Below are 21351 nucleotides of genomic sequence, written 5' to 3' on the forward strand. Positions count from 1 at the left end.
CCCACCCGAGCGGACGAGGACCCCCAGATGCTCACCTACGTCGCCAAGCGGCTGGCCCTGGCCGTCGGGACGATCCTCGCGGCCGTGCTGATCAGCTTCCTGCTCGTGCACCTCGGCGACGGCAGCCCGGGCGCGGTCAAGGCCGGGCCGGGCGCCACCGCCGCCGAGATCGCCGCGGAGAACGAGGCGCTCGGCTGGAACCGGCCGCTGTTCGTGCAGTTCTTCGACTACCTGGGCCAGCTCTTCCGGTTCGACCTGGGGACGTCGCTCATCGACGGCCGGGACATCGGCTCGGACCTGGCCGACCGGCTGCCCGTCACCGGGTTCATCGCCCTGTTCGCCACGCTGCTGTCCGGCGTCGTCGGCGTGCTGCTCGGCGTGACCGCCGCCGTGCGCGGCGGCCGCTTCGGCAAGTTCATCACCTCCGGCGCCGGCGTCGCGCTCTCCCTGCCCGCGTTCTGGGTCGGCGTCCTGCTCGTCTACGTGCTGGCCATCCAGCTCGAGCTGCTGCCGGCCACCGGTTACGTGGAGTTCTCCGCCGACCCGGCCGCCTGGTTCGACAGCCTGCTGCTGCCGGTGCTCACCCTGGCCGTCGGCGGGGCGGCGATCATCGCCCGCACCGCGGCTGCCGGCATGCGGGAGGCGCTCGGCCAGGAGCACATCCGCACGCTGCGGGCCATGGGGACGCCGAGGTGGCGGATCCGCTACGTGCACGCGCTGCGCTTCGCCAGCGTGCCGGTGGTCTCGGTGCTCGGCATCCAGTTCATCGCGCTGTTCGGCGGCTCGGTGATCATCGAGAACCTCTTCGCGCTGCCCGGCCTCGGCCAGGCCAGCCAGCAGGCGGCCAGCAGCCACGACTTCCCGGCGCTGATCGGCGTCGTGGTCATCGCCACCGTGGTGGTCGTCGTCATCAACCTGCTGCTCGACCTCGTGGTCGCGGCACTGGACCCGAAGGTGCGTACGGCATGAGCGTCCTGCCCCTCGACGCGGCCGACGAGGTCGCCACCGAGCCCGTCCCGCCGGCCCGCCGCCGTGGTCTGCCCGGCTTCCTCCGCCGTCCCGGCGGCGTCTTCGGCGCCGTCTGGCTGACCTTCGTCATCGTCGCCTCGCTCACCGCGGCGTGGTGGCGGCCCTACGAGGTCACCGAGCAGGACACCGCGAACCGGCTCGCGCTGCCCTCCGCTGCGCACTGGCTGGGCACCGACCCGCTGGGCCGCGACCTGCTGTCCCGGATCTTCACCGCCGGCGCGCTGCCGCTGCTCTCGTCGGCGCTGATGCTCGTCGTGGCCTTCGGCATCGGCGTGCCGCTGGCGCTGATCGCCGCCGAGCGCGGGCCCCGGGTCGAGCGGGTCATCAGCCGCATCACCGAGGTCTTCCTCGCGCTGCCCTCCACGATCATCCTGCTCGCGGTCATCGGCGCCATCGGCAACAAGCTCTACGCGGTCATGGCGATCCTCGGCGTGCTGATCTCCGCCGCGGTCTACCGGGTGATGCTCGGCGTGGCGCAGTCGGTGCGGCAGCGGCTCTACGTCGACGCCGCCCGCGTCAACGGCCTCGGTTCGCTGCGCGTCAACCTGCTGCACGTGCTGCCGTCCATGGCGACGGTGGTCGCGGTGCAGGCCGCGCAGCTGTTCGGCATCGGCCTGCTGATCGTCGCCGGCCTGGCGTTCCTCGGCTTCGGCCCCGGCGAGCCGGAGCCCAGCTGGGGCTTCATGATCCAGGACGCCTCCGGGCACGTCTTCGACGCGCCGTGGCTGCTGGTGCCGACCGGCCTGGTGCTGGCGCTGACCGTCGTGGCGGCGAACGAGCTCGCCGACGCGATCGCCGGCAAGGCGTCGGTGGAGAAGCTCCGCGTCCGCCGGAGGAAGCCGGCCGTGGCGCCTCCGCCGGTCGATGCCCCGGCAGACGCGGACGCCGTGCTCGAGGTGCGCGACCTGTCGATCTCGGTGGACGAGGGGCCGCAGCTGGTGAGCGACGTGTCGTTCACACTGCGCCAGGGCGCAGTGCTGGGGCTCGTCGGCGAGTCCGGCTGCGGCAAGACGATGACCGCGCGCTCGCTGATGGGCCTGCTGCCCGACGGTGTCTCGGTCTCCGGCGGCTCGATCCGCTGGCAGGACCGCGAGCTCGTCGGCCTGTCGGAGAAGGACCTGACCGCCGTCCGGGGCCGGGAGATCGCGATGATCTCCCAGGAGCCGATGGTGGCCCTCGACCCGATGTTCTCCATCGCCTACCAGCTGACCGGGCCGATCCGCCGGTTCCGCGGCGTCGGCCGGGGCGAGGCCCGGCGGATCGCCGCCGAACTGCTGCAGCAGGTCGGCATCGTCGACGCCGAGCGGGTGCTGAAGAGCTACCCGCACCAGCTGTCGGGCGGCATGGCGCAGCGCGTCTGCATCGCCCTGGCGCTGACCGGCCAGCCCAAACTGCTCATCGCCGACGAGCCGACGACGGCGCTCGACGTCACGGTGCAGGCGGAGATCCTGTCGCTGCTGCGGGCGCTGGTCCGCGACACCGGCCTGTCCGTCGTGATCGTGTCCCACGACCTCGGCGTGGTCGCCGACATCTGCGACGACGTCACCGTCATGTACGCGGGCACGGTCGTCGAGTCCGGGACCGCCGCGCGGGTGCTCGACGACCCGGCGCACCCGTACACGATGGCGCTGCTCGGGGCGAACCCGCACGTGCCCGACGGCGAGCCGGTGCCCGAGCGGCTGGCCTCCATCCCGGGCACCGTCCCGCCGCCCGGGTCGTGGCCGAACGGCTGCCGGTTCGCCGGCCGCTGCCAGTTCGCCCAGGAGAAGTGCACGGTGCCGTTCCCGGCCCTGCCCGCGCACGGCGACGGCTCGGTGCTGTGCATCCGGGTGGACGAGCTGTCCCGCGCGCACGTCACCTGGGAGGCCGAGGAGGCCGGCGCCGAGACCGTGCCCGGCCACGAGCAGCTCGAGCCCGCCGACGAGACCGCCCCGACCGCTGGAGTGTCCTCATGACCGCCGCCATCCACGACCAGGCTGCGGGCCCCTCGTCAGCCACCGCTCCCGCTCTCGAGATCCGCGACCTGGTCGTCCGCTACGGCTCCGGCCGCAAGGCGAAGAAGGCGACCCCGGCCGTGGACGGCGTCAGCTTCGACATCATGCCGGGGGAGACCGTCGGCCTGGTCGGTGAGTCGGGCTCGGGCAAGTCGACGATCGGCAAGGCCGTGCTGGGCCTGCACCCGCCGGCGGCCGGCACGGTCAAGCTGCACGGCCGAGACATCACCTCGATGTCGCTCAAGGAGCGCAGCCGGCTGGTGGCCGACCTGCGGGTGGTGTTCCAGGACCCGTACTCCTCGCTCAACCCGGCCCGCACGATCGGCCAGACGCTGGTCGAGCCGCTGCGGCTGATGGGTATCAAGGGGGACGCCGCGCTGGCCAAGGCGCGCGCGGGCCTCGAGTCGGTCGGCCTGCCCGGCGACGCGATCGACCGCTACCCGTCGCAGTTCTCCGGCGGGCAGCGGCAGCGGATCGCCATCGCCCGGGCGCTGGTGTGCGACCCCGAGGTCGTCGTCCTCGACGAGCCGGTGTCGGCGCTGGACCTCTCCACCCAGGCGCAGGTGCTCAACCTGCTCGCCGACCTGCGCGACCAGCGCGGCCTGGCGTTCCTGTTCATCGCCCACGACCTCGGCGTCGTCCGGTTCCTGGCCCAGCGGGCGGTGGTGCTCTACCGCGGGCAGGTCATGGAGACCGGGCCGGTCGAGCCGGTCACCCAGGCCCCGCGGCACCCGTACACCGTCGCCCTGACCGCGGCCGCGCCGGTGCCGCGGCCGGCCGAGCAGGCCGCTCGCCGGGCCGCGCGTGAGGCCGCCGGGTTCGGCACGGCCGGCGCCGCGCAGCCGTCGTCCGTGGGCTGCCCGTTCGTGCCGCGCTGCCCGCTGGCCACCGACGTCTGCGTCGAGCAGCGGCCGCCGCTGCGGCTGGTCGGCGACAGCCTCACCGCCTGCCACCACGCGGAGCGGGTCCCCGCCGCCCTGTAGCGCCACCCCGAGCGTGCTTTATCGGGATAAAGCACCCGTACCGTCCCGAACTGGAGAGCTGTGCCCTCGTCCCGTGCCCTGACCGACCTCGACCTCGATCTCGACGGCCTCGTCGGGAAGCTGGACCTCGAGACCAAGGTGCGCCTGCTGTCCGGGGCGGGGGTGTGGACGACGCAGGCGGTGCCCGGGATCGGGCTGCGGTCGATGACCGTCTCCGACGGGCCGATCGGCGTCCGCGGCGGCACCGACACCGAACTGGACCCCTCGGCCGCGCTGCCGTCCAGCTCCGCCATGGCGGCGTCCTGGGACGAGGACCTGCTGAACCGCATCGGCGGGCTGCTGGCCGGGGAAGCGGTGCGCAAGGGCGTGGACGTCGTCCTCGGCCCGACGATCAACCTGCACCGCTCGCCGCTGGGGGGCCGGCACTTCGAGTGCTTCAGCGAGGACCCGCTGCTCTCCGGCCGGCTGGCCACCGCCTACGTGCGCGGCCTGCAGGAGCGGGGGATCGGCGCCTGCCCGAAGCACTACGTCGCCAACGACGCCGAGACCGACCGCATGTCGGTCGACAACGTCGTCGACGAGCGCACGCTGCGCGAGCTGTACCTGGCGCCGTTCGAGGCGGTCGTCGAGGACGCCGACCCGTGGCTGGTCATGGCCGCCTACAACGGCGTCAACGGCGCGCCGATGACCGAGAACGACCTGCTCGCCGAGCCGCTGAAGGGGGAGTGGGGCTTCTCCGGCGTCGTCGTCTCGGACTGGGGCGCCCTCTACGACGGGGAGCCCGCCGCCCGCGCCGCGCTGGACCTCGCCATGCCGGGCCCCGACGCGACGTGGGGCCAGGCGCTGGTCGAGGCGGTGCGGGCCGGCCGCGTCGCCGAGTCCGACATCGACGCCAAGGTGCGCCGGCTGCTGCTGCTCGCCGCGCGCACCGGGGCGCTGGAGGGCTGGGACGCCGGCAAGCCGGCTCCCGGCCGGATCGAGGACGCCTCGCCGCTGGCCCGCGAGGCCGCGGCGGCCGGCACGGTCCTGCTGCGCAACGACGGCGTGCTGCCGCTGCGCGCCGAGGAGCTGCGGCGGGTGGCCGTCGTCGGCCCCGGCGCCCGCGACGCGCGCGCCCTGGGCGGCGGCTCGGCCACCGTGCCGCTGCCGTACCTCGTCACGCCGGTGGCCGGGCTGGCACAGGCGCTCGCCGGCCGCGCCGAGGTGGTCGCCACCGTCGGCACGGCGCTCTCGGACAAACTCCGCCCGGCACGGGCCGACGAGCTCGGGGGCGTCCGGCTGCGCTGGCTCGACGCCGACGGGAACACCGTCGAGGAGCAGGACGCCGGGACGGCGATCCTCGTCACGCTGGCCCGCGACGTCCCGGCCGGCGCGGTCGCGGTCGAGATCACCGCGCGGTTCCGGCCGGACGAGGACGGCGACTGGCGGCTCGGCGCCACCGGCTTCGGCGAGTGCGCGCTCGAGGTCGACGGCGCGCACGTCGCCGGCGGCGTCGTCCACCAGGCCGCGCCGGACGTCGAGGAGATCTTCCAGCGGGGTCCGCAGCACGCGGCCGTCGTGCCCCTGCGCGCCGGGGAGACCGCCGAGGTCCGCATCCGCTACCGCTGGCCGGCCGGCGCCTTCCTCTTCCGCGCCGGTCTGGTCGTCGGGCTCCCGCTGCGCCCGGCCGACGAGGAGCTGGCGCACGCGGTCGAGCTGGCCCGCACCAGCGACGTCGCGGTGGTCGTCGTCGGCACCAGCGAGGACGTCGAGAGCGAGGGCTTCGACCGCACCTCCCTGACCCTGCCCGGCCTGCAGGACGAGCTGGTCCGCGCGGTCGCCGCGGTCAACCCGCGCACGGTCGTGGTCGTCAACGCCGGCGCGCCGGTGGAGGTGCCGTGGCGGGACGAGGTGGCCGCGGTCCTCGTGGCCTGGTTCCCGGGCATGGAGTTCGGCAACGCGCTGGCCGACGTCCTGCTGGGGGAGGTCGAGCCCGGCGGCCGGCTGCCCACCACCTGGCCGAAGGCCATGACCGACGCCCCGGTGCTCGGCACCACCCCGGCCGACGGCCGGCTGGAGTACGCCGAGGGCCTGCACATCGGGCACCGCGGCTACCTAGCCGCCTGGACCGAGCCGGCCTTCTGGTTCGGCCACGGCCTCGGCTACACCACCTGGGAGTTCGAGTCGATCGAGGCGCCCCACTCGTGGGCTTTCGGTACAGAAAGCCCGGAGCTGACGGTCACGGTGCGCCTGCGGAACACCGGCGCGCGGCGCGGCAAGCAGGTCGTACAGGTCTACGCCTCCCGGCCGGAGTCGGCGGTCGACCGCCCGGCGTGCTGGCTCGCCGGCTTCGCCGTCGCGCACGCCGAACCCGGCCAGACCGTGGAGGTCCCCGTGCAGATCCACCGGCGGGCGCTGCGCCACTGGGACGACGGCTGGGTGGTGGAGCCCGGCCCGGTCGTCCTGACCGCCGGCCCGAGCGCGGGGGAGGGCCGCGCGTCGGCCACGGTCACGGTGACCGGGGCATGAGCGGCGCCCCGCACGGGCTGCGCGTCGAGCACCTCGACGAGGCCCTCGGCATCCGGACGACGGCGCCGCGGCTGTCCTGGCGGCTGCCCGACGGCGCCCGCGAGCAGCACGCCTGCCGGATCACCACCGACAACGGCTGGGACACCGGCTGGGTGGACAGCCACCGCAGCCTGCTCGTGCCCTACGCGGGCCCGCCGCTGTCCTCCTCGCAGCGCGTCGAGTGGCGGGTGCAGGTCGAGACCGACCTCGGCCAGAGCCCGGTCTCGGCGCCGGCCGCGTTCGAGACCGGCCTGCTCTGGACCGAGGACTGGCGGGCCTCCTGGGTCGAGCCCGGGGTCATGCCCGACGGCCCCAAGGGCGAGCGCCCGGCGGCATTGCTGCGGTTCGAGTTCGACGTCGACCGCCCGGTGGTCGCCGCGCGGCTGCACGCCACGGCGCAGGGGCTCTACGAGGCGTTCTTCAACGGCTCCCGGGTGGGCGACGCCGAGCTGACCCCGGGCTACACGCAGTACGACGCCCGGCTGCAGGTGCAGACCGTCGACGTCACCGCGGCGGTGCGCGAGGGACGCAACGCGCTCGGCGTCGTCCTCGCCGACGGCTGGTTCCGCGGGCAGACCGGCATCACCCGGGCCGACCGGCAGTGGGGGGACCGGCTGGCGCTGCTCGCGCAGCTGCACCTCGTGCACTCCGACGGCGAGGTCACCGTCGTCGGCACCGGGCCCGGCTGGCGCAGCGGGGTCGGCCACGTGGTCGCCGCCGACCTCATCGCGGGCGAGCGGTGGGACCTGACCCGGCGCCCCGACGGCTGGGACGCCCCCGGCTTCGACGACACCGCCTGGGACGACGTCGCCGTCGTCGAGCACGGCTTCGCCGGCCTGGTCGACTCGCCCGCCCCGCCGGTGCGCCGGGTCGAGGAGCTCGTCCCGCGCTCGGTGACGCGCCTGCTCAGCGGCGCGCACCTGGTCGACCTGGGCCAGAACATCAACGGCTGGGTCCGGCTGACCGACCTCGGACCGGCCGGCACCTCGCTCACGCTGACCCACGGCGAGTGGCTCGGCCCGGACGGCGACCTGACGGTCGAGAACCTGAAGCCCGCCGTCCCGTTCCTGCCGCACCCGCTGCCCGCCGGCCAGGTCGACGCGGTCGTCTCCGCCGGCGTCCCCGGCGACGTCTTCGAGCCGCGGCGGACGACGCACGGCTTCCGGTACGTCCGCATCGAGGGCCACCCCGGCGAGCTCACCGTGGACGACGTCCGCGGCGTCGTCGTGCACACCGACCTGCGCCGCACCGGCTGGATCACCAGCTCCGACGAGCGGCTGAACCGCTTACACGAGGCGGCCGTCTGGAGCTTCCGGGACAACGCCTGCGACATCCCGACCGACTGCCCGCACCGCGAGCGGCACGGCTGGACCGGCGACTGGCAGCTGTTCGTGCCGAGCGCCGCGTTCCTCTACGACGTCGCCGGCTTCTCGACCAAGTGGCTGCGCGACGTGGCGGCCGACCAGTGGCCCGACGGCACCGTCGCCAACATCAGCCCGACCCCCCGCGCCGAGGGCAGGGAGGGGCCGATCGCCTTCCTCAACGGCTCCGCCGGGTGGGGCGACGCGGCGGTGATCGTCCCGTGGGAGATCCACCGGGCCTACGGCGACGTGCAGGTCCTCGACGAGCTGTGGCCGACGATGGTGCGCTGGCTGGACCGCGCCGAGCAGATGGCCGCCGGGCAGCGGCACCCCTCCCGCGCCGAGCGCCGTCCCGAGCCCGCGCCCCACGAGAAGTACCTCTGGGACACCGGCTTCCACTGGGGCGAGTGGCTGGAGCCGGGCAGCGGCCCCGCCCCGATGGACGAGTTGATCGCCGCCGACAAGGGTGACGTCGCCACCGCCTACCTCGCGTACAGCGCGGGCCTCATGGCCCGGATCGCCCACCTCCTCGGCAAGGACGACGAGGCGGTCCGCTACGCCGACCTGGCCGAGAACGTCCGGGCCGCGTGGCAGGCGGAGTACCTCGACGGGGACGGCCGGCTCACCCCCGACACCCAGGCCACCCACGTCCGCGCGCTCGCCTTCGGCCTCGTGCCGGACGGGCTGCGCGCCGCCGTCGCCGAGCGGCTGGTCGAGTTGATCCGCAAGGCCGACACCCACCTGGGCACCGGGTTCCTCGCGACGCCGTACCTGCTGCCGGTGCTCGCCGACACCGGCCACCTCGACGTCGCCTACGAGCTGCTGCTGCAGGACAGCGAGCCGTCGTGGCTGGTCATGGTCGACCGCGGCGCGACCACCGTCTGGGAGTCGTGGCACGGGGTGGACGCCGACGGCGTGCCGCACGAGTCGCTCAACCACTACTCCAAGGGCGCCGTCGTCTCCTTCCTGCACCGCTGCACCGCAGGTATCGAGCCGGTCGAGCCCGCCTACCGCCGCTTCCGCGTCCGGCCGCGACCGGGCGGCGGGCTGACCTCTGCCGAGGCGGCGCACGAGTCGCCCTACGGCCGGATCGAGTCGGCCTGGCGTCTGGACGGCGGCAGGTTCTCCCTCCGCGTCGCCGTCCCCGCCGGGACGACGGCCGAGGTCGTCCTGCCCAGCGGCACCACGTCCACCGCCGGACCCGGCGAGCACACCTTCGAGGAGAACGCATGAGCGCACCGACCACCGAGTGGGCCGGTCCCGTCCGGTTCCTGCCGCCGCACGAGCCGAGCCGGCGGGACGACGGTGCGCTGCACTACAGCTCGCTGACCTACGCCGTCGCCTTCGGCTACCGCCCGCTGCAGCTGGACCTGTGGGTGCCGCCCGGCGAGGGCCCGGCGCCGCTGGTCGTGTGGGTGCACGGCGGCGGGTTCATGTTCGGCGACCGGCGCATCCTGCCCGAGACCTTCCGGCCCAACCAGGTGTTCGACGCGCTGCTCGACGCCGGGCTCGCGGTCGCCACCATCGACTACCGGCACGCGCTGGAGGCGCCGTTCCCGGCGCAGCTGCAGGACGCCAAGGCCGCCGTCCGCTACCTGCGGGCGTTCGCCGGCGAGCTCGGCATCGCCACCGAGCGGATCGGCGCGATCGGTGAGTCCGCGGGTGGGCACATCGTCGCCGCGCTCGGCCTCACCGCGCACCGCGCCGACCTCGAGGGCACGCACGGCGTCCTCGGGCAGTCGAGCGGGGTGCAGGCCGTCGTCGACTGGTACGGCGTCGCCGACCTGACCACCATGCCCCGGCACACGCTCCCGCCGGAGATCGCCGCCAAGCTCCCGCCGGAGCTGGTGACCCCGCCGGAGGACCAACTGACCCGCGGCCTGGAAGGCTCGGCCCTCGCCGACGCCAGCCCGATCACCCACGTGACGCCGGACGCGCCGCCGTTCCTGCTGGTGCACGGCACCGCTGACTGGCTGGTGCCCTACGCGCAGAGCGAGGCGCTGCACGCCGCCCTGACCGCAGCCGGCGTCGACGCCCGGCTGGTGCCGGTCGACGGCGCCCAGCACATCTTCGACGGCCACGACGACGTCGACGGCGTCGTCAAGCTGTCGGTCGACTACCTCGCGGAGGCCTTGCGTTGAGCGACCTCACCGTCCTGCCCGTCACGTTCGAGCACCACCGCGAGCCGTTCGGCATCGGGGAGCCGCGGCCGCGACTGTCCTGGGTCGTGCGCACCGAGCTGCCCGGCTGGCGGCAGGCCGCCTACGAGCTGGAGATCGCGCCGGAGGACGGCGCGCCGTGGTCCTCGGGGCGGATCGACTCGGCCGACTCGGTGCTCGTGCCCTGGGACGCGCCGGCGCTGGCCAGCCGCGAGCGGCGGACCGTGCGGGTGCGCGTGTGGGGCGAGGAGGCCGGCGAGGACTCGGCCTGGAGCGAGGACGCCGTCGTCGAGGCCGGGCTGCTGTCGGCGTCCGACTGGTCGGCGACGTTGGTCCAGCCGGTGCTGCCCGAGCCCGGCGGCACCGGCGAGCCGGTAGCCCTGCTGCGCCGGGAGTTCACCCTCGACAAGCCGGTCGTCCGCGCGCGGCTCTACGCCACCGCGTTCGGGATCTACGAGGCCGAACTGGACGGCGCGACCGTCGGCGACCACGTCCTGGCCCCGGGCTGGACCAGCTACCGGCACCGCCTGCGCTACCAGACCCACGACGTCACGGCGCTGCTCGCGGAGGGCACGCACGCCCTCGGGGTCACGCTCGCCGACGGCTGGTACCGCGGGCACCTCGGGTTCACCGGCGGGCGGCACCTCTACGGCGACCGCACGGGCGCCTTCCTGCAGCTCGAGGTCGACCACCCGGACGGCACGCGCACGGTCGTGACCACCGACGGCTCGTGGCGCTCCACCCTCGGTCCCGAGACGCGCGCCGACATCTACAAGGGCGAGACCGTCGACTTCCGCCGCGACCTCCCCGGCTGGTCCAGCCCGGGGTTCGACGACGCGGGGTGGACGCCGGTGGAGGTCGGCGAGCTCGACGTGACGACGCTGGTGGCGCCGACCGGCCCGCCGGTGCGCCGCATCGAGACCGTCCCCGCCCAGCAGGTCTTCACCTCCCCGTCGGGCAAGACCCTCGTCGACTTCGGTCAGAACCTGGTGGGCCGGATCCGCTTCTCGCTGCCCGACGCCCCGGCCGGCACGGAGATCACCGTCCGCCACGCCGAGGTGCTCGAGCACGGCGAGCTCGGCACGCGGCCGCTGCGCAAGGCCGACGCGACCGACGTCATCGTCCTGGACGGGCAGGGTCCGCGGACGTGGGAGCCGCGGTACACCTTCCACGGGTTCCGCTACGCGGAGGTGGAGGGCTGGCCGGGCGAGCTCGGCACCGGCGACCTCGAGGCCGTCGTCGTCCACACCGACATGCGCCCGACCGGCACGTTCACCTGCTCCGACCCCGACGTGACCAAGCTGCACGAGAACGTCGTGTGGGGGATGCGCGGCAACTTCGTCGACCTCCCCACGGACTGCCCGCAGCGCGACGAGCGGCTGGGCTGGACCGGCGACCTCGAGGCCTTCGTGCCCACCGCCACCTTCCTCTTCGACACCGCCGGGATGCTGCGCTCGTGGCTGGCCGACCTGGCCGTGGAGCAGCTCGAGGACCTGGACGGGATCCCGCCGCTCTACGTGCCGTGGATCCCGCTGCTGCCGTTCCCCGTGCAGGCCGAGGCCGGCTGGGGGGATGCCGCGGTCGTGGTGCCGTGGACCCTCTACGAGACGCACGGCGACGCGCGGCTGCTCGCCGACCAGTGGCCGTCGATGACCGCGTGGCTCGACGTGTTCAGCCGGGCGGCCGGACCGGACCTCGACTTCCCCGGTGTCCCCTTCATGCTGGGCGACTGGCTCGACCCCGCCGCGCCCCCGGACCGGCCCGGCGACGCGCGGACGCCGTGGCCGCTGGTCGCCACTGCCTACCTCGCCCGGTCGGCGCGGATCATGGCGCAGGCCGCGGAGGTGCTCGGGCACGACGGCAGCGAGTACGCCGCCCTCGCCGAGCGGGTCGCGGAGCGCTTCCGCAGCGAGTACGTCACGCCGAACGGTCGGGTCGCCTACCCGGCGCAGACCGCCTACGCGCTGGCGCTGGAGTGCGACCTGCTCACGCCGGAGCAGCGGGGGCACGCGGGCCGGCTGCTGGCCGGTCAGGTGCTGGCCGACGGGTTCCACATCGGCACCGGCTTCCTCGGCACCCCGTTCGTCACCGACGCGCTGGTCGACGCCGGCGAGGTGGCGACGGCCTACGAGCTGCTGCTGCAGCGCGAGAGCCCGTCGTGGCTCTACCCGGTGACGATGGGCGCGACGACGGTGTGGGAGCGCTGGGACTCCATGCTCCCCGACGGCTCCATCAACCCCGGCGAGATGACGTCGTTCAACCACTACGCCTACGGCGCGGTCGCCGACTGGCTGCACCGCACGGTCGCCGGCCTCGCGGCGGCCGAGCCGGGCTACCGGAAGCTGCGGATCGCGCCGCGCCCGGGTCCCGGCATCACCTCGGCGGCGGCGACGCACGAGACGCCGTACGGGCCGGCCGCTGTGTCGTGGACCCTCGACGGGTCGGCCTTCGCGCTGGAGCTGACCGTGCCGCCGAACACGACCGCCGAGGTGTCCCTGCCCGACGGCAGCGCGCCGTTCGAGGTCGCGGCCGGCCGGCACGCGTTCGAGCGCACCGTCGTCCCGGTGGCCCCGGTCGAGAAGCCGCAGGACGTCAACTGGCACCCGGAGGACTGAGATGCGAACGGCAGAGGCCCGGGATCCCCGCGATCCCGGGCCTCCGCCGTTCACCGCTCGGAGACCTCCGCCCGGGTCACCGTCACGTCGGCGGCCTCGTCGACGACCGCGGGACGCCTCGGCAGCGCCCGGCCGAGCACGAGCGCGCCGAAGCCGGCGAGCACCACCGCGAGGAGGGCGACCCGTAGGGAGGTCGCGTCGGCCACGGCGCCGATCAGCGGCGGGGAGACGAGGAAGCCGATGCGCAGCAGCCAGTTGATCACCGCCAGCCCGACGCCGTGCGGCAGCCCCGGCAGCTCGTCCGCCGCCTGGTACACGGCCGGGATCAGGGTGGCGACGCCGAGTCCGGCCAGTGCGAACCCGACCAGGGTCGTGGGCACGGACGGCAGCGCCAGCGCCAGCCCCATCCCGGCCGCGGTGAGCGCGCCACCGGTCCGGGCGACCCGCCGCTGGCCGAACCGGTCGACCACGCGGTCGCCGGTCAGCCGGCCGACGGTCATCGCGACCGCCAGGGCGACGAAGCCGAGCCCGGCGGTGGCCGCCCCGGCGTCCAGCTCGGTGCGCAGGTAGAGCGTGCTCCACGAGGCGCCGGCGTCCTCCACGAAGGCGCCGCACGCGGCGAGCACGCCGAGCACGGCGAGCGCCGGGACGGCGGCCCTCCGGCGCGGGCGCTCCCGCGGCTGGTCGCCGGCCGGCTCGGCGTCGTCCCGGCCCGGCAGCATCGCCCGCGAGACGACCAGCGCGAGCACGCCGAAGACCACGGCGGCGCCGCCGAGGTGGGCGGCGAGCGGCACGCCCAGCCCGGCCGCGGCCGAGCCGAGCAGCCCGCCGGCGACCGCGCCGATGCTCCATACGCCGTGGAACGCGTTGAGGATCGAGCGCTGGTACAGCCGCTGCACCCGCAGCCCGTGCGCGTTCTGCGCGACGTCGATGATCGCGTCCAGGGCGCCGACGACCAGCAGCGCCGCGGCGAGGCCGAGCCAGTTCGGTACCCCGGACACCGTCCACACCGTGACGCCGAGCAGCACCAGGCCGGTGGAGGCGACCGGGCCGGAGCCGAACCGGCGGATCAGCGCGGCCGACGACAGCCCGGCCAGCAGCGCGCCCAGCGGCAGAGCGGCCAGGGCCGCGCCCAGAGAGGTGGCGCTGAGACCCAGCTCCGCCTTCACCTCCGGCAGCCGCGGCACGAGCCCGGCGTAGAAGACGGCGTTGAGGAAGAAGCAGGCGGCGACGGCCAGGCGGGCGCGGCGCAGGCGCGCGGCATCGACGGTCGGGAGAGCGACGGACACGGCGAGTTCCAGGGGTCAGCCGGCGAGCCGGGAGAGGGCGGAGCGGATCTGGTCGGCGTTCATCGGGTCGGTGGACAGGGCGCTGTGCAGCACCAGCCCCTCCACCAGCGCGTCGACCTCGCGGGCGGTGACCGGGTCGAGGTGGCGCTCGAGGCTGCGGCGGCTGCGGGACATCCAGTCCTGGGTGACCGCGCGCAGCGCCGGGTCGCGTGCCGCGGCGACGTAGAGCTCGACGGCGAGCACCAGGTCGCGGGAGGAGCCGAGCAGGTCGCCGGTGAGGTACTCGACCAGCGCCTCGAGCGCCGCGGCGCGGTCCGGTGCGGCGCGCATGCGCTCGTCGAAGCGGGCGGCGACGGTGTCGACGTGCCGGGTGAACGCCGCGGCGAGCAGCTCGGTCAGCGAGCCGAAGTGGTAGGTCAGCGAGCCCAGCGGGACGTCGGCGGCGCGGGCGATCGCGCGGTGCGTGGCCGCGGCGACGCCGTGCTCGGCGATGACGTCGAGCGTGGTGTCCACCAGCCGGTCGCGCCGGTTCGGGTCGTACCGGCGGGCCCGCCGGGCGGGGGCCTCGGTCACCCGAGGGTGCGGACGACGCGGGCCGGGTTGCCGACCGCCACCACGTTCGCGGGCAGGTCGCGGGTGACCACCGCTCCGGCGCCGACGACGGTGTTGTCCCCGATGGTCATGCCGGGCAGCACGATCGCGCCGCCGCCGAGCCAGACGTTGTCGCCGAGGGTGATCGGCTCCGCCGCCTCCCACTTCGCGCGCCGCGGCTCCGGCTCGACGGGATGGGTGGGGGTGAGCAGCTGGACGTTCGGGCCGATCTGGACGTCGTCCCCGATGGTGATCGGCGCGACGTCCAGGGCCACGAGGCCGAAGTTCGCGAAGCAGCCGGCGCCGATGCGGATGTTGCCGCCGTAGTCGACGTGCAGCGGCGGGCGGATCTCGGTGCCCTCGCCGACGGCGCCGAGCAGCTCCTCGAGGAGCTGCCGGCGCAGCGGACCCTGGCGGGCCGTCGTGGCGTTGTAGGCGGCGGCCAGGTCCAGCGCCCGGACGCTCTCCTCGGCGATCTCGGGGTCGTCGGCGATGTAGAGGTCGCCGGCGAGCATCCGCTCGCGCATGGTGCGGGTGTCGTCGGCGTCGGGCCGGGAGGTCATAAGAACAACCGTACACAACGGGGCCGTGGCCGCGTCGGCGGACGCCGGCATGCGGGCCGTCGCCGACCTGCTCGTCGGCTCGATCAGCGGTCGATGAGCCGCTCGAGCTGCTCGGGGTAGCGGGCACCCTGGATCTCGACCGCGGCCGCGGCCTCCGCGATCTCCCGCAGGTCGTCGTCGGTCAGCTCGACGCCGGCCGCCGCCGTGTTCTCCTCGAGCCGCTCCAGCCGTTTGGTGCCGGGGATCGGGACGATCCACGGCTGCTGCGCGAGCAGCCAGGCGAGCGCGATCTGGCCGGTCGTCGCGTTCATCCGCCCGGCGATCTCCGCCAGCCGGTCGACCAGCGCCTGGTTGGCCTGCCGGGCCTCCTCGGTGAACCGCGGGATGGTGCCGCGGATGTCGCCGCTGCCGAACGTGGTCGTCGCGTCGACGGTCCCGGTGAGGAAGCCCTTGCCGAGCGGGCTGAACGGCACGAACCCGATGCCGAGCCCGGCCAGCGTCGGCAGGATCTCCGGCTCCGGCTCCCGGAACCACAGCGAGTACTCGCTCTGCAGTGCCGTCACGGGCTGGACGGCGTGCGCCCGGCGGATGGTGCGCGGGGAGGCCTCCGAGAGCCCGAAGTGGCGCACCTTCCCCGCCTCGATCAGCTCCTCGACCGCGCCGGCGACGTCCTCGATCGGGACGTCCGGGTCGACGCGGTGCTGGTAGTACAGGTCGATGACGTCGGTCCGGAGCCGGCGCAGCGAGCCCTCTGCGGCCCGCCGGATGTCCTCCGGCCGGCTGGACAGGCCGGTCTGCCGGCCGTCGGCGTCGAAGGCGAACCCGAACTTGGTGGCGATCACCACCCGGTCGCGCACGGGGGCCAGGGCCTCGCCGACGAGCTCCTCGTTGACGAACGGCCCGTAGACCTCCGCCGTGTCGAAGAACGTGACGCCGCGGTCGACGGCCGCCCGGATCAGCGCGATCGAGTCCTCGCGCGCGGGCACCGGGCCGTAGCTCTGGGAGAGCCCCATGCAGCCGAAGCCGAGTGCCGAGACCTCCAGGCCCTGCCCGAGGATGCGGGTCGGAAGCGTCATGCCGAGGTCCCCTCCGGGTAGCCGTACTCCTCGTCCGTCACGAGGTCCCCCCACGTCGTCTCGTCGCCCTCCCAGATGGCGGTGTGGACCATGAAGCGGTCCGGGGCGGCGCCGTGCCAGTGCTCCTCGCCCGGCGGCGTCCAGATCACGTCGCCGGGACGGATCACGAGCACCTCGCCGCCGCGCGACTGGACCAGCCCCACCCCGTCGGTGACGTGCAGGGTCTGCCCGCGGGCGTGCGAGTGCCAGGCGGTCCGGGCGCACGGCGCGAAGCGCACCGTGTTCACCCGCGCCACCTCGCTGCGGGCGATGACGTCGAAGTGCACGTCGCCGGTGAACCACTCGGCCGGCCCCTTGGTGGTCGGCTGCCCGCGAACGATCTCCACTGTTCCCTCCTCGGGGGTTGACGCCTCCAGGGAACCCCCGTTCGCGGGACTGAGGGAGGGCCTGCCGGGAGGGGGACTGGCCAGACCCCCCTGAGCACGGCTGAGGCCCGGAACCGGGGTCGGTTCCAGGCCTCGGCCGTTCGACGGTGGCTACGCGGGGACGGGGGTCTCGCGCGCGTCGTCGTCGCGGTCGGTCCGCGCGGCGGCCACCCGCTGCTGCTCGTCGTCCATGACGCGGGCCAGCTCCTCCTCGGACTCCACGGCCTCGCCGCGGGCGACCATGCCGGCGATCTCGGCCAGCGGGATCTCCTTGAGGAACAGCGCCAGCACCAGGGCCACGGCCAGGATCGGCACCAGGTACCAGAACACCGGTGCGAGCGAGTGGGCGTACGCGTCGACGATCGCCGCCTTCAGCGGCTCGCCGGCGGCCTGCACCGCCGCGGGGGTGAGGGTCTCCGGCGACGTGATGCCGGCCTGCACCGCCTGCTGCCCGTTCGCGGTGAGCGCGGTGACCAGGTTGTCGGCCAGCCGGCTGGTGAACAACGTCCCGAAGATTGCCACGCCGAGGGTGGCGCCGACCTCGCGGAAGTAGTTGTTCGTCGAGGTCGCCGTGCCGATCTGGTTCGCCGGGACGGCGTTCTGCGCGGCCAGGACGACGTTCTGCATGATCAGGCCCAGCCCGGCACCGAGGACGAAGAACATCCCGCCGACCGTCCACAGCGAGGTGGCCCCCGACAGCGTCGTCATCCAGGCCAGCGCCGCCAGGATCACCGCCACGCCGGCGACGGTGAAGACCTTGTAGCGGCCGGTCCGCTGGATGAACCCGGCCGAGCTCTGGATGGTCAGGATGATGCCGGCGGTCATCGGCAGCATGAGCAGCCCGGAGTTGGCCGCCGACAGCCCCGAGCTCATCTGCAGGAACGTCGGCATGAACGCGATCGCGGAGAACATGCCGAGACCCACCGCCAGGCCCAGGGCCGTGGCGACGACGAAGGTCCGGTTGCGGAACAGCGTCATCGGGATGATCGGCTCGGCCGCGCGCAGCTCGATCGCCACGAAGATGACCGCCGAGACGACGAACGCGCCCACCAGCCACAGCGTCGTCGCCGCGCCCCAGCCGTCGCTGCCGCCGAAGTCGGTGAACAGGATCAGGGACGTCGTGGTGGCCGACAGCGCCACGATGCCGGCGTAGTCCAGCGGCGTCGTGCTGCGCTTGCGCGGCAGGGTCAGCGTGAACCAGCCGATGAGGAACGCGGCCAGGCCGACCGGCACGTTGATCCAGAAGCACCACTGCCAGCCGAAGGTTGCGGAGTCGGTGAAGAAGCCGCCCACGAGCGGCCCGGCGACGGCCGAGAGGCCGAACAGAGCGCCGATCGGGCCCATGTACTTCGCCCGCTCACGCGCCGGGACGATGTCGGCGATGATCGCCTGCGACAGGATCATCAGCCCGCCGCCGCCGAGGCCCTGCACGCCCCGCCAGACCACCAGCCAGGTGAAGTCGGGCGCCAGCGCGGCGCCGAAGCTGGCGATCGTGAACAGCCCGATCGCGACGAGGAAGAGGTTCCGGCGGCCCCACAGGTCGCCGAACTTGCCGTAGACCGGCATGACCAGCGTGGTCGCCAGCAGGTAGGCGGTGGTCATCCACGCCATGTGCGAGACGCCGCCGAGGTCGCCGACGATCGTCGGCATCGCCGTCGAGACGATGGTCTGGTCCAGCGCCGCCATGAGCATGCCGGCGAGCAGGGCCGAGAAGATGAGGTTGATCCGCCGCCGCGTGAGGACGATCGGCGGGGCAGAGCTGTCAGCGGGCGGGGCCTGCACGAGGTACTCCAGGGGTCGAACGACGGTGCCGCGGGTGCGCGGCACCGAGGGGCGAGCGGACGGCGGCGGCCGCTCGGAGAGATCTAGGCGGGTGGTGCGGGCAGGCCGGCGGCCAGGGCGTCCCAGGCCTCGTCGACGAGGTCGGGCAGCGAGGCGGTGAAGTCGGTGGTCAGCCAGCGGTGCAGCGCGGTGCGCACCGCCACGCCGGCGACCCCGGCCAGCAGGGTGGGGTAGACGTCGACGCCGACGCGGGTGCCCGTGCGCGCGGCGATCGCCTCGGCCAGCGCGCGCTCGGACTCGCCGAAGACGCCGGCCAGCCGGCCGACGAGCACCGGGGAGGCGTCGATGACCTTCAGCCGCAGCGGCCAGAGCTCGGTCTCCTCGGCCATCTCGGCCGCCTGTCTGCGCTGCACCGCGCGGAGCGCCTGCAGCGGTGTCTCGTCGGCCGGCCGGTCGCGGAACGCCTCGACCTGGCGGCCCGAGGCCCCCGGGTCCAGCCCCAGGACGGCGTCGTCCTTGGAGGAGAAGTAGTTGAAGAAGGTGCGCGGGGAGACGTCGGCGCGCTCGGCGATGTCGTCGACCGACACGTGGTCGAGCCCTCGCTCGGCGACGAGCCGGAGCGCCGCCTCGTGCAGCGCGAGGCGGGTGGCGAGCTTCTTGCGCTCGCGCAGTCCGGAGGTCACCCGGTCATGATGCCGCTAAACTTGCATCCTCTGCAAGTTTGCGGAGTCTGCACGGCGTGTCGCGTCGCTCACGTCGTCGCCACGAGCCCCTCGCCGGCGGTCGCCGCGTGGAGGGCGAACGTCCCGTCGGGGTCCAGGCGCCGCAGGAGGGTGGCGGCGATCGCGGACAGCTGTTGGACCTGCTCCGGCGTGAGCGCGTCGATGACGTGCTCGCGGACGTTGGCGACGTGCCCGGGCGCGGCTTCCCGGACCTTGCGCCAGCCGGCCTCGGTGAGGCGGGCGTTGGTCGCGCGGCCGTCCTCGGGGCAGGGGAAGCGCTCGACCAGGCCGCGGTCCTCCAGGCGGCGCACCACGTGCGAGAGGCGCGGGAGCGTGGCGTTGGTCCGGGAGGCGATCGCCGTCATGCGCAGCGTCCACTGCGGCGCCTCGGACAGGATGGCCAGCACGTAGTACTCGTAGTGGCTGAGCTCGGCGTCCCGGCGCAACTGGGCGTCGAGCGCGCCGGGGAGCAGTTCCACGACGGCGACCAGTCGCATCCACGCCCGGAGCTCGTCCTCGGTGAGCCAGTTCGCGTCCACGGCACCATTCTCGCACCCGATAGTTGACGTTTCAAGTTTTCTCGCCTACGTTCACTTGCAGCTTCAACCAACTGGAGGACCCGCCATGACACTGCTGTCGGAAGACCTCGGCCTCACGCCGCTGCCGGCCGCCGTGCGCACCCAGGTGACCGTGCCGCTGCGGTTCCCCGACGGTTACGCGACCAGCGCCGACGTCTTCACCTTCGCCGGCCTCGCCGACGGCAAGGAGCACCTGCTGCTCGGGCTGGGCGACTGGCGGGGAGCCCTGGAGGCTGCTGTCGCCGGCGGGCCGGCGCCGCTGGTGCGCCCGCACAGCGAGTGCCTGACCGGGGACGTGTTCGGCTCCCAGCGCTGCGACTGCGGTCCGCAGCTGCGCGAGGCGGCCGAGCGGATCACCGAGGCCGGCGGCTTCCTGCTCTACCTGCGCCAGGAGGGTCGCGGCATCGGCCTGTACGCCAAGCTCGACGCCTACGCCCTGCAGGACGCGGGCCTGGACACCTACCAGGCCAACCTGGTCCTGGGCCACGGCGAGGACGAGCGCGACTACACCGCCGCCGCGCAGATGCTGCACGCCGTCGGCGCCGACCGCATCCGGCTGCTGTCCAACAACCCGGACAAGGCCGCCCAGCTCGCGCTGCTCGACGTCGCCGTCACCGAGCGCGTGCCCACCGGCGTGCACCTGTCGGCGGCCAACGCCCGCTACCTGACCGTCAAGCGCGACCACACCGCGCACACCCTCGACCTGCCGCTGGCCGGCTGAGCACCCGGAGCCCGACACGATGAGCACGACCAGCACGGCCGCCGCCGACGCCCTGATCGACCCGCGGCACCCGTTCGCCGCGCACCTGCGGCACGTCGCCGCCCGCGACGCCGCCGAGGCGCACCGCGTCTGGACGCCGGACGACGGCCCTCTGCCGGCGCTGTACCTGTCCCACGGCGCGCCGCCGACCTTCGAGGACGGCCCGTGGATGCGCGAGCTGCACGACTGGGCCCGTGCGCTGCCCCGGCCGAAGGCGGTCCTCATCGTCAGCGCGCACTGGGAGTCCGACAGCCTGGGCATCACGAGCACCGCGCCGACCGAGCTGGTCTACGACTTCGGCGGCTTCCACCCCATGTACTACCGGATGCGCTACGACACCCCGGACCCGTCGGCGCTCGCCCGACAGCTGCTCGCGGTGCTGCCGGACACCGAGCACCTCTACGAGCACCGCGGCCGCGGCCTGGACCACGGCGCGTGGCTGCCGCTCAAGGTCATGTACCCGTCGGCGGACATCCCGGTGCTGCAGCTGAGCCTGCCCACCCACGACACGACCGCGCTGCTGGCCCTCGGGGAGCGGCTGCGGCCGCTGCGCGAGCAGGGGGTGCTGGTCATCGGCTCCGGGTTCATGACCCACGGCCTGCCGTACCTCGACTGGTCCCGGCCCGACGTCGTCCCCGGGTGGTCGGCGGACTTCGACGCCTGGGCCGCCGACGCGCTGGCCCGCGGGGACGTCGAGGAGCTCGCGCACTTCCGGCTGCGCGCGCCCGCCCTGCGCTACGCGCACCCCACCGTCGAGCACTTCACGCCGCTGTTCGTCACGCTCGGCGCCGCGACCGACCCCACCGCACCGGCCACGACTGCGATCGAGGGGTTCGCGATGGGCCTCGCCAAGCGCTCCGTCCAGGTGGCCTGAGCC

The 21351-nt window shown here is 74.3% G+C and carries 17 protein-coding genes; 9 read left to right on the plus strand and 8 right to left on the minus strand.

Annotation, left to right across the window (positions count from 1 at the left end):
- Nucleotides 1–27 precede the first annotated feature (27 nt).
- The 7 genes from ACWIYF_RS11895 to ACWIYF_RS11925 are packed head-to-tail and all read left to right on the plus strand — an operon-like array spanning nucleotide 28 to nucleotide 12688.
- Complete coding sequence (locus tag ACWIYF_RS11895) at nucleotides 28–969, plus strand: ABC transporter permease (protein ID WP_448628342.1); 942 nt, start codon at nucleotides 28–30, stop codon at nucleotides 967–969.
- Nucleotides 966–2984 (plus strand): dipeptide/oligopeptide/nickel ABC transporter permease/ATP-binding protein, encoded by a 2019-nt coding sequence (locus ACWIYF_RS11900; RefSeq protein ID WP_448628343.1) that lies wholly within the window; start codon nucleotides 966–968, stop codon nucleotides 2982–2984. The genes ACWIYF_RS11895 and ACWIYF_RS11900 overlap by 4 nt, the downstream gene beginning before the upstream one ends.
- Nucleotides 2981–4006: an oligopeptide/dipeptide ABC transporter ATP-binding protein gene (locus ACWIYF_RS11905; protein WP_448628344.1), complete on the plus strand. Its 1026-nt coding sequence runs from the start codon at nucleotides 2981–2983 to the stop codon at nucleotides 4004–4006. Before ACWIYF_RS11900 ends, ACWIYF_RS11905 begins: the two co-directional genes overlap by 4 nt.
- A gap of 60 nt (nucleotides 4007–4066) precedes the next feature.
- Nucleotides 4067–6514 carry a glycoside hydrolase family 3 C-terminal domain-containing protein gene (locus tag ACWIYF_RS11910; protein ID WP_448628345.1) on the plus strand — a complete coding sequence of 816 codons (2448 nt, stop codon included), beginning with the start codon at nucleotides 4067–4069 and terminating at the stop codon, nucleotides 6512–6514.
- The gene (locus ACWIYF_RS11915) at nucleotides 6511–9147 is read left to right on the plus strand and encodes a family 78 glycoside hydrolase catalytic domain (RefSeq protein WP_448628346.1); all 2637 of its coding nucleotides are present in this window, start codon (nucleotides 6511–6513) and stop codon (nucleotides 9145–9147) included. The genes ACWIYF_RS11910 and ACWIYF_RS11915 overlap by 4 nt, the downstream gene beginning before the upstream one ends.
- Nucleotides 9144–10055: an alpha/beta hydrolase fold domain-containing protein gene (locus tag ACWIYF_RS11920; RefSeq protein ID WP_448628347.1), complete on the plus strand. Its 912-nt coding sequence runs from the start codon at nucleotides 9144–9146 to the stop codon at nucleotides 10053–10055. The genes ACWIYF_RS11915 and ACWIYF_RS11920 overlap by 4 nt, the downstream gene beginning before the upstream one ends.
- A complete protein-coding gene (locus ACWIYF_RS11925) occupies nucleotides 10052–12688 on the plus strand; it encodes a family 78 glycoside hydrolase catalytic domain (RefSeq protein WP_448628348.1) in 2637 nt (878 codons plus the stop codon). Before ACWIYF_RS11920 ends, ACWIYF_RS11925 begins: the two co-directional genes overlap by 4 nt.
- A 50-nt stretch (nucleotides 12689–12738) precedes the next feature.
- Here ACWIYF_RS11925 and ACWIYF_RS11930 read toward each other — a convergent pair whose 3' ends face one another.
- The 8 genes from ACWIYF_RS11930 to ACWIYF_RS11965 form a co-directional block, all read right to left on the minus strand.
- The gene (locus tag ACWIYF_RS11930) at nucleotides 12739–13977 is read right to left on the minus strand and encodes an MFS transporter (protein ID WP_448628349.1); all 1239 of its coding nucleotides are present in this window, start codon (nucleotides 13975–13977) and stop codon (nucleotides 12739–12741) included.
- A 15-nt stretch (nucleotides 13978–13992) separates the two neighbouring features.
- Entirely contained in the window at nucleotides 13993–14550 is a 558-nt protein-coding gene (locus ACWIYF_RS11935) for a TetR/AcrR family transcriptional regulator (protein ID WP_448628350.1), read from the minus strand.
- Nucleotides 14547–15131: a sugar O-acetyltransferase gene (locus ACWIYF_RS11940; RefSeq protein WP_448628351.1), complete on the minus strand. Its 585-nt coding sequence runs from the start codon at nucleotides 15129–15131 to the stop codon at nucleotides 14547–14549. Before ACWIYF_RS11940 ends, ACWIYF_RS11935 begins: the two co-directional genes overlap by 4 nt.
- Before the next feature lie 83 nt (nucleotides 15132–15214).
- Nucleotides 15215–16207 carry an aldo/keto reductase gene (locus ACWIYF_RS11945; protein ID WP_448628352.1) on the minus strand — a complete coding sequence of 331 codons (993 nt, stop codon included), beginning with the start codon at nucleotides 16205–16207 and terminating at the stop codon, nucleotides 15215–15217.
- Entirely contained in the window at nucleotides 16204–16593 is a 390-nt protein-coding gene (locus ACWIYF_RS11950) for a (R)-mandelonitrile lyase (protein WP_448628353.1), read from the minus strand. Before ACWIYF_RS11950 ends, ACWIYF_RS11945 begins: the two co-directional genes overlap by 4 nt.
- Before the next feature lie 150 nt (nucleotides 16594–16743).
- The gene (locus tag ACWIYF_RS11955) at nucleotides 16744–18459 is read right to left on the minus strand and encodes an MDR family MFS transporter (RefSeq protein ID WP_448628354.1); all 1716 of its coding nucleotides are present in this window, start codon (nucleotides 18457–18459) and stop codon (nucleotides 16744–16746) included.
- A 38-nt stretch (nucleotides 18460–18497) separates the two neighbouring features.
- The gene (locus tag ACWIYF_RS11960) at nucleotides 18498–19097 is read right to left on the minus strand and encodes a TetR/AcrR family transcriptional regulator (RefSeq protein WP_448628355.1); all 600 of its coding nucleotides are present in this window, start codon (nucleotides 19095–19097) and stop codon (nucleotides 18498–18500) included.
- 68 nt (nucleotides 19098–19165) lie between these two features.
- Complete coding sequence (locus tag ACWIYF_RS11965) at nucleotides 19166–19675, minus strand: MarR family winged helix-turn-helix transcriptional regulator (protein WP_448628356.1); 510 nt, start codon at nucleotides 19673–19675, stop codon at nucleotides 19166–19168.
- Between the two features lie 85 nt (nucleotides 19676–19760).
- Here ACWIYF_RS11965 and ACWIYF_RS11970 point away from each other — a divergent pair, with 85 nt between their 5' ends.
- Nucleotides 19761–20435: a GTP cyclohydrolase II gene (locus tag ACWIYF_RS11970; protein WP_448628357.1), complete on the plus strand. Its 675-nt coding sequence runs from the start codon at nucleotides 19761–19763 to the stop codon at nucleotides 20433–20435.
- 19 nt (nucleotides 20436–20454) lie between these two features.
- A complete protein-coding gene (locus ACWIYF_RS11975) occupies nucleotides 20455–21348 on the plus strand; it encodes a dioxygenase family protein (RefSeq protein WP_448628358.1) in 894 nt (297 codons plus the stop codon).
- Nucleotides 21349–21351 lie beyond the last annotated feature (3 nt).

It is taken from the genome of Geodermatophilus sp. URMC 64, from assembly GCF_053502555.1.

Coding starts and splice junctions, on each gene's coding strand:
- ACWIYF_RS11970 (WP_448628357.1), top strand. CDS start 19,761: ATGACACTGCTGTCGGAAGACCTCGGCCTCACGCCGCTGCCGGCCGCC.
- ACWIYF_RS11975 (WP_448628358.1), top strand. CDS start 20,455: ATGAGCACGACCAGCACGGCCGCCGCCGACGCCCTGATCGACCCGCGG.
- ACWIYF_RS11900 (WP_448628343.1), top strand. CDS start 966: ATGAGCGTCCTGCCCCTCGACGCGGCCGACGAGGTCGCCACCGAGCCC.
- ACWIYF_RS11895 (WP_448628342.1), top strand. CDS start 28: ATGCTCACCTACGTCGCCAAGCGGCTGGCCCTGGCCGTCGGGACGATC.
- ACWIYF_RS11945 (WP_448628352.1), bottom strand. CDS start 16,207: ATGACGCTTCCGACCCGCATCCTCGGGCAGGGCCTGGAGGTCTCGGCA.
- ACWIYF_RS11915 (WP_448628346.1), top strand. CDS start 6,511: ATGAGCGGCGCCCCGCACGGGCTGCGCGTCGAGCACCTCGACGAGGCC.
- ACWIYF_RS11905 (WP_448628344.1), top strand. CDS start 2,981: ATGACCGCCGCCATCCACGACCAGGCTGCGGGCCCCTCGTCAGCCACC.
- ACWIYF_RS11940 (WP_448628351.1), bottom strand. CDS start 15,131: ATGACCTCCCGGCCCGACGCCGACGACACCCGCACCATGCGCGAGCGG.
- ACWIYF_RS11920 (WP_448628347.1), top strand. CDS start 9,144: ATGAGCGCACCGACCACCGAGTGGGCCGGTCCCGTCCGGTTCCTGCCG.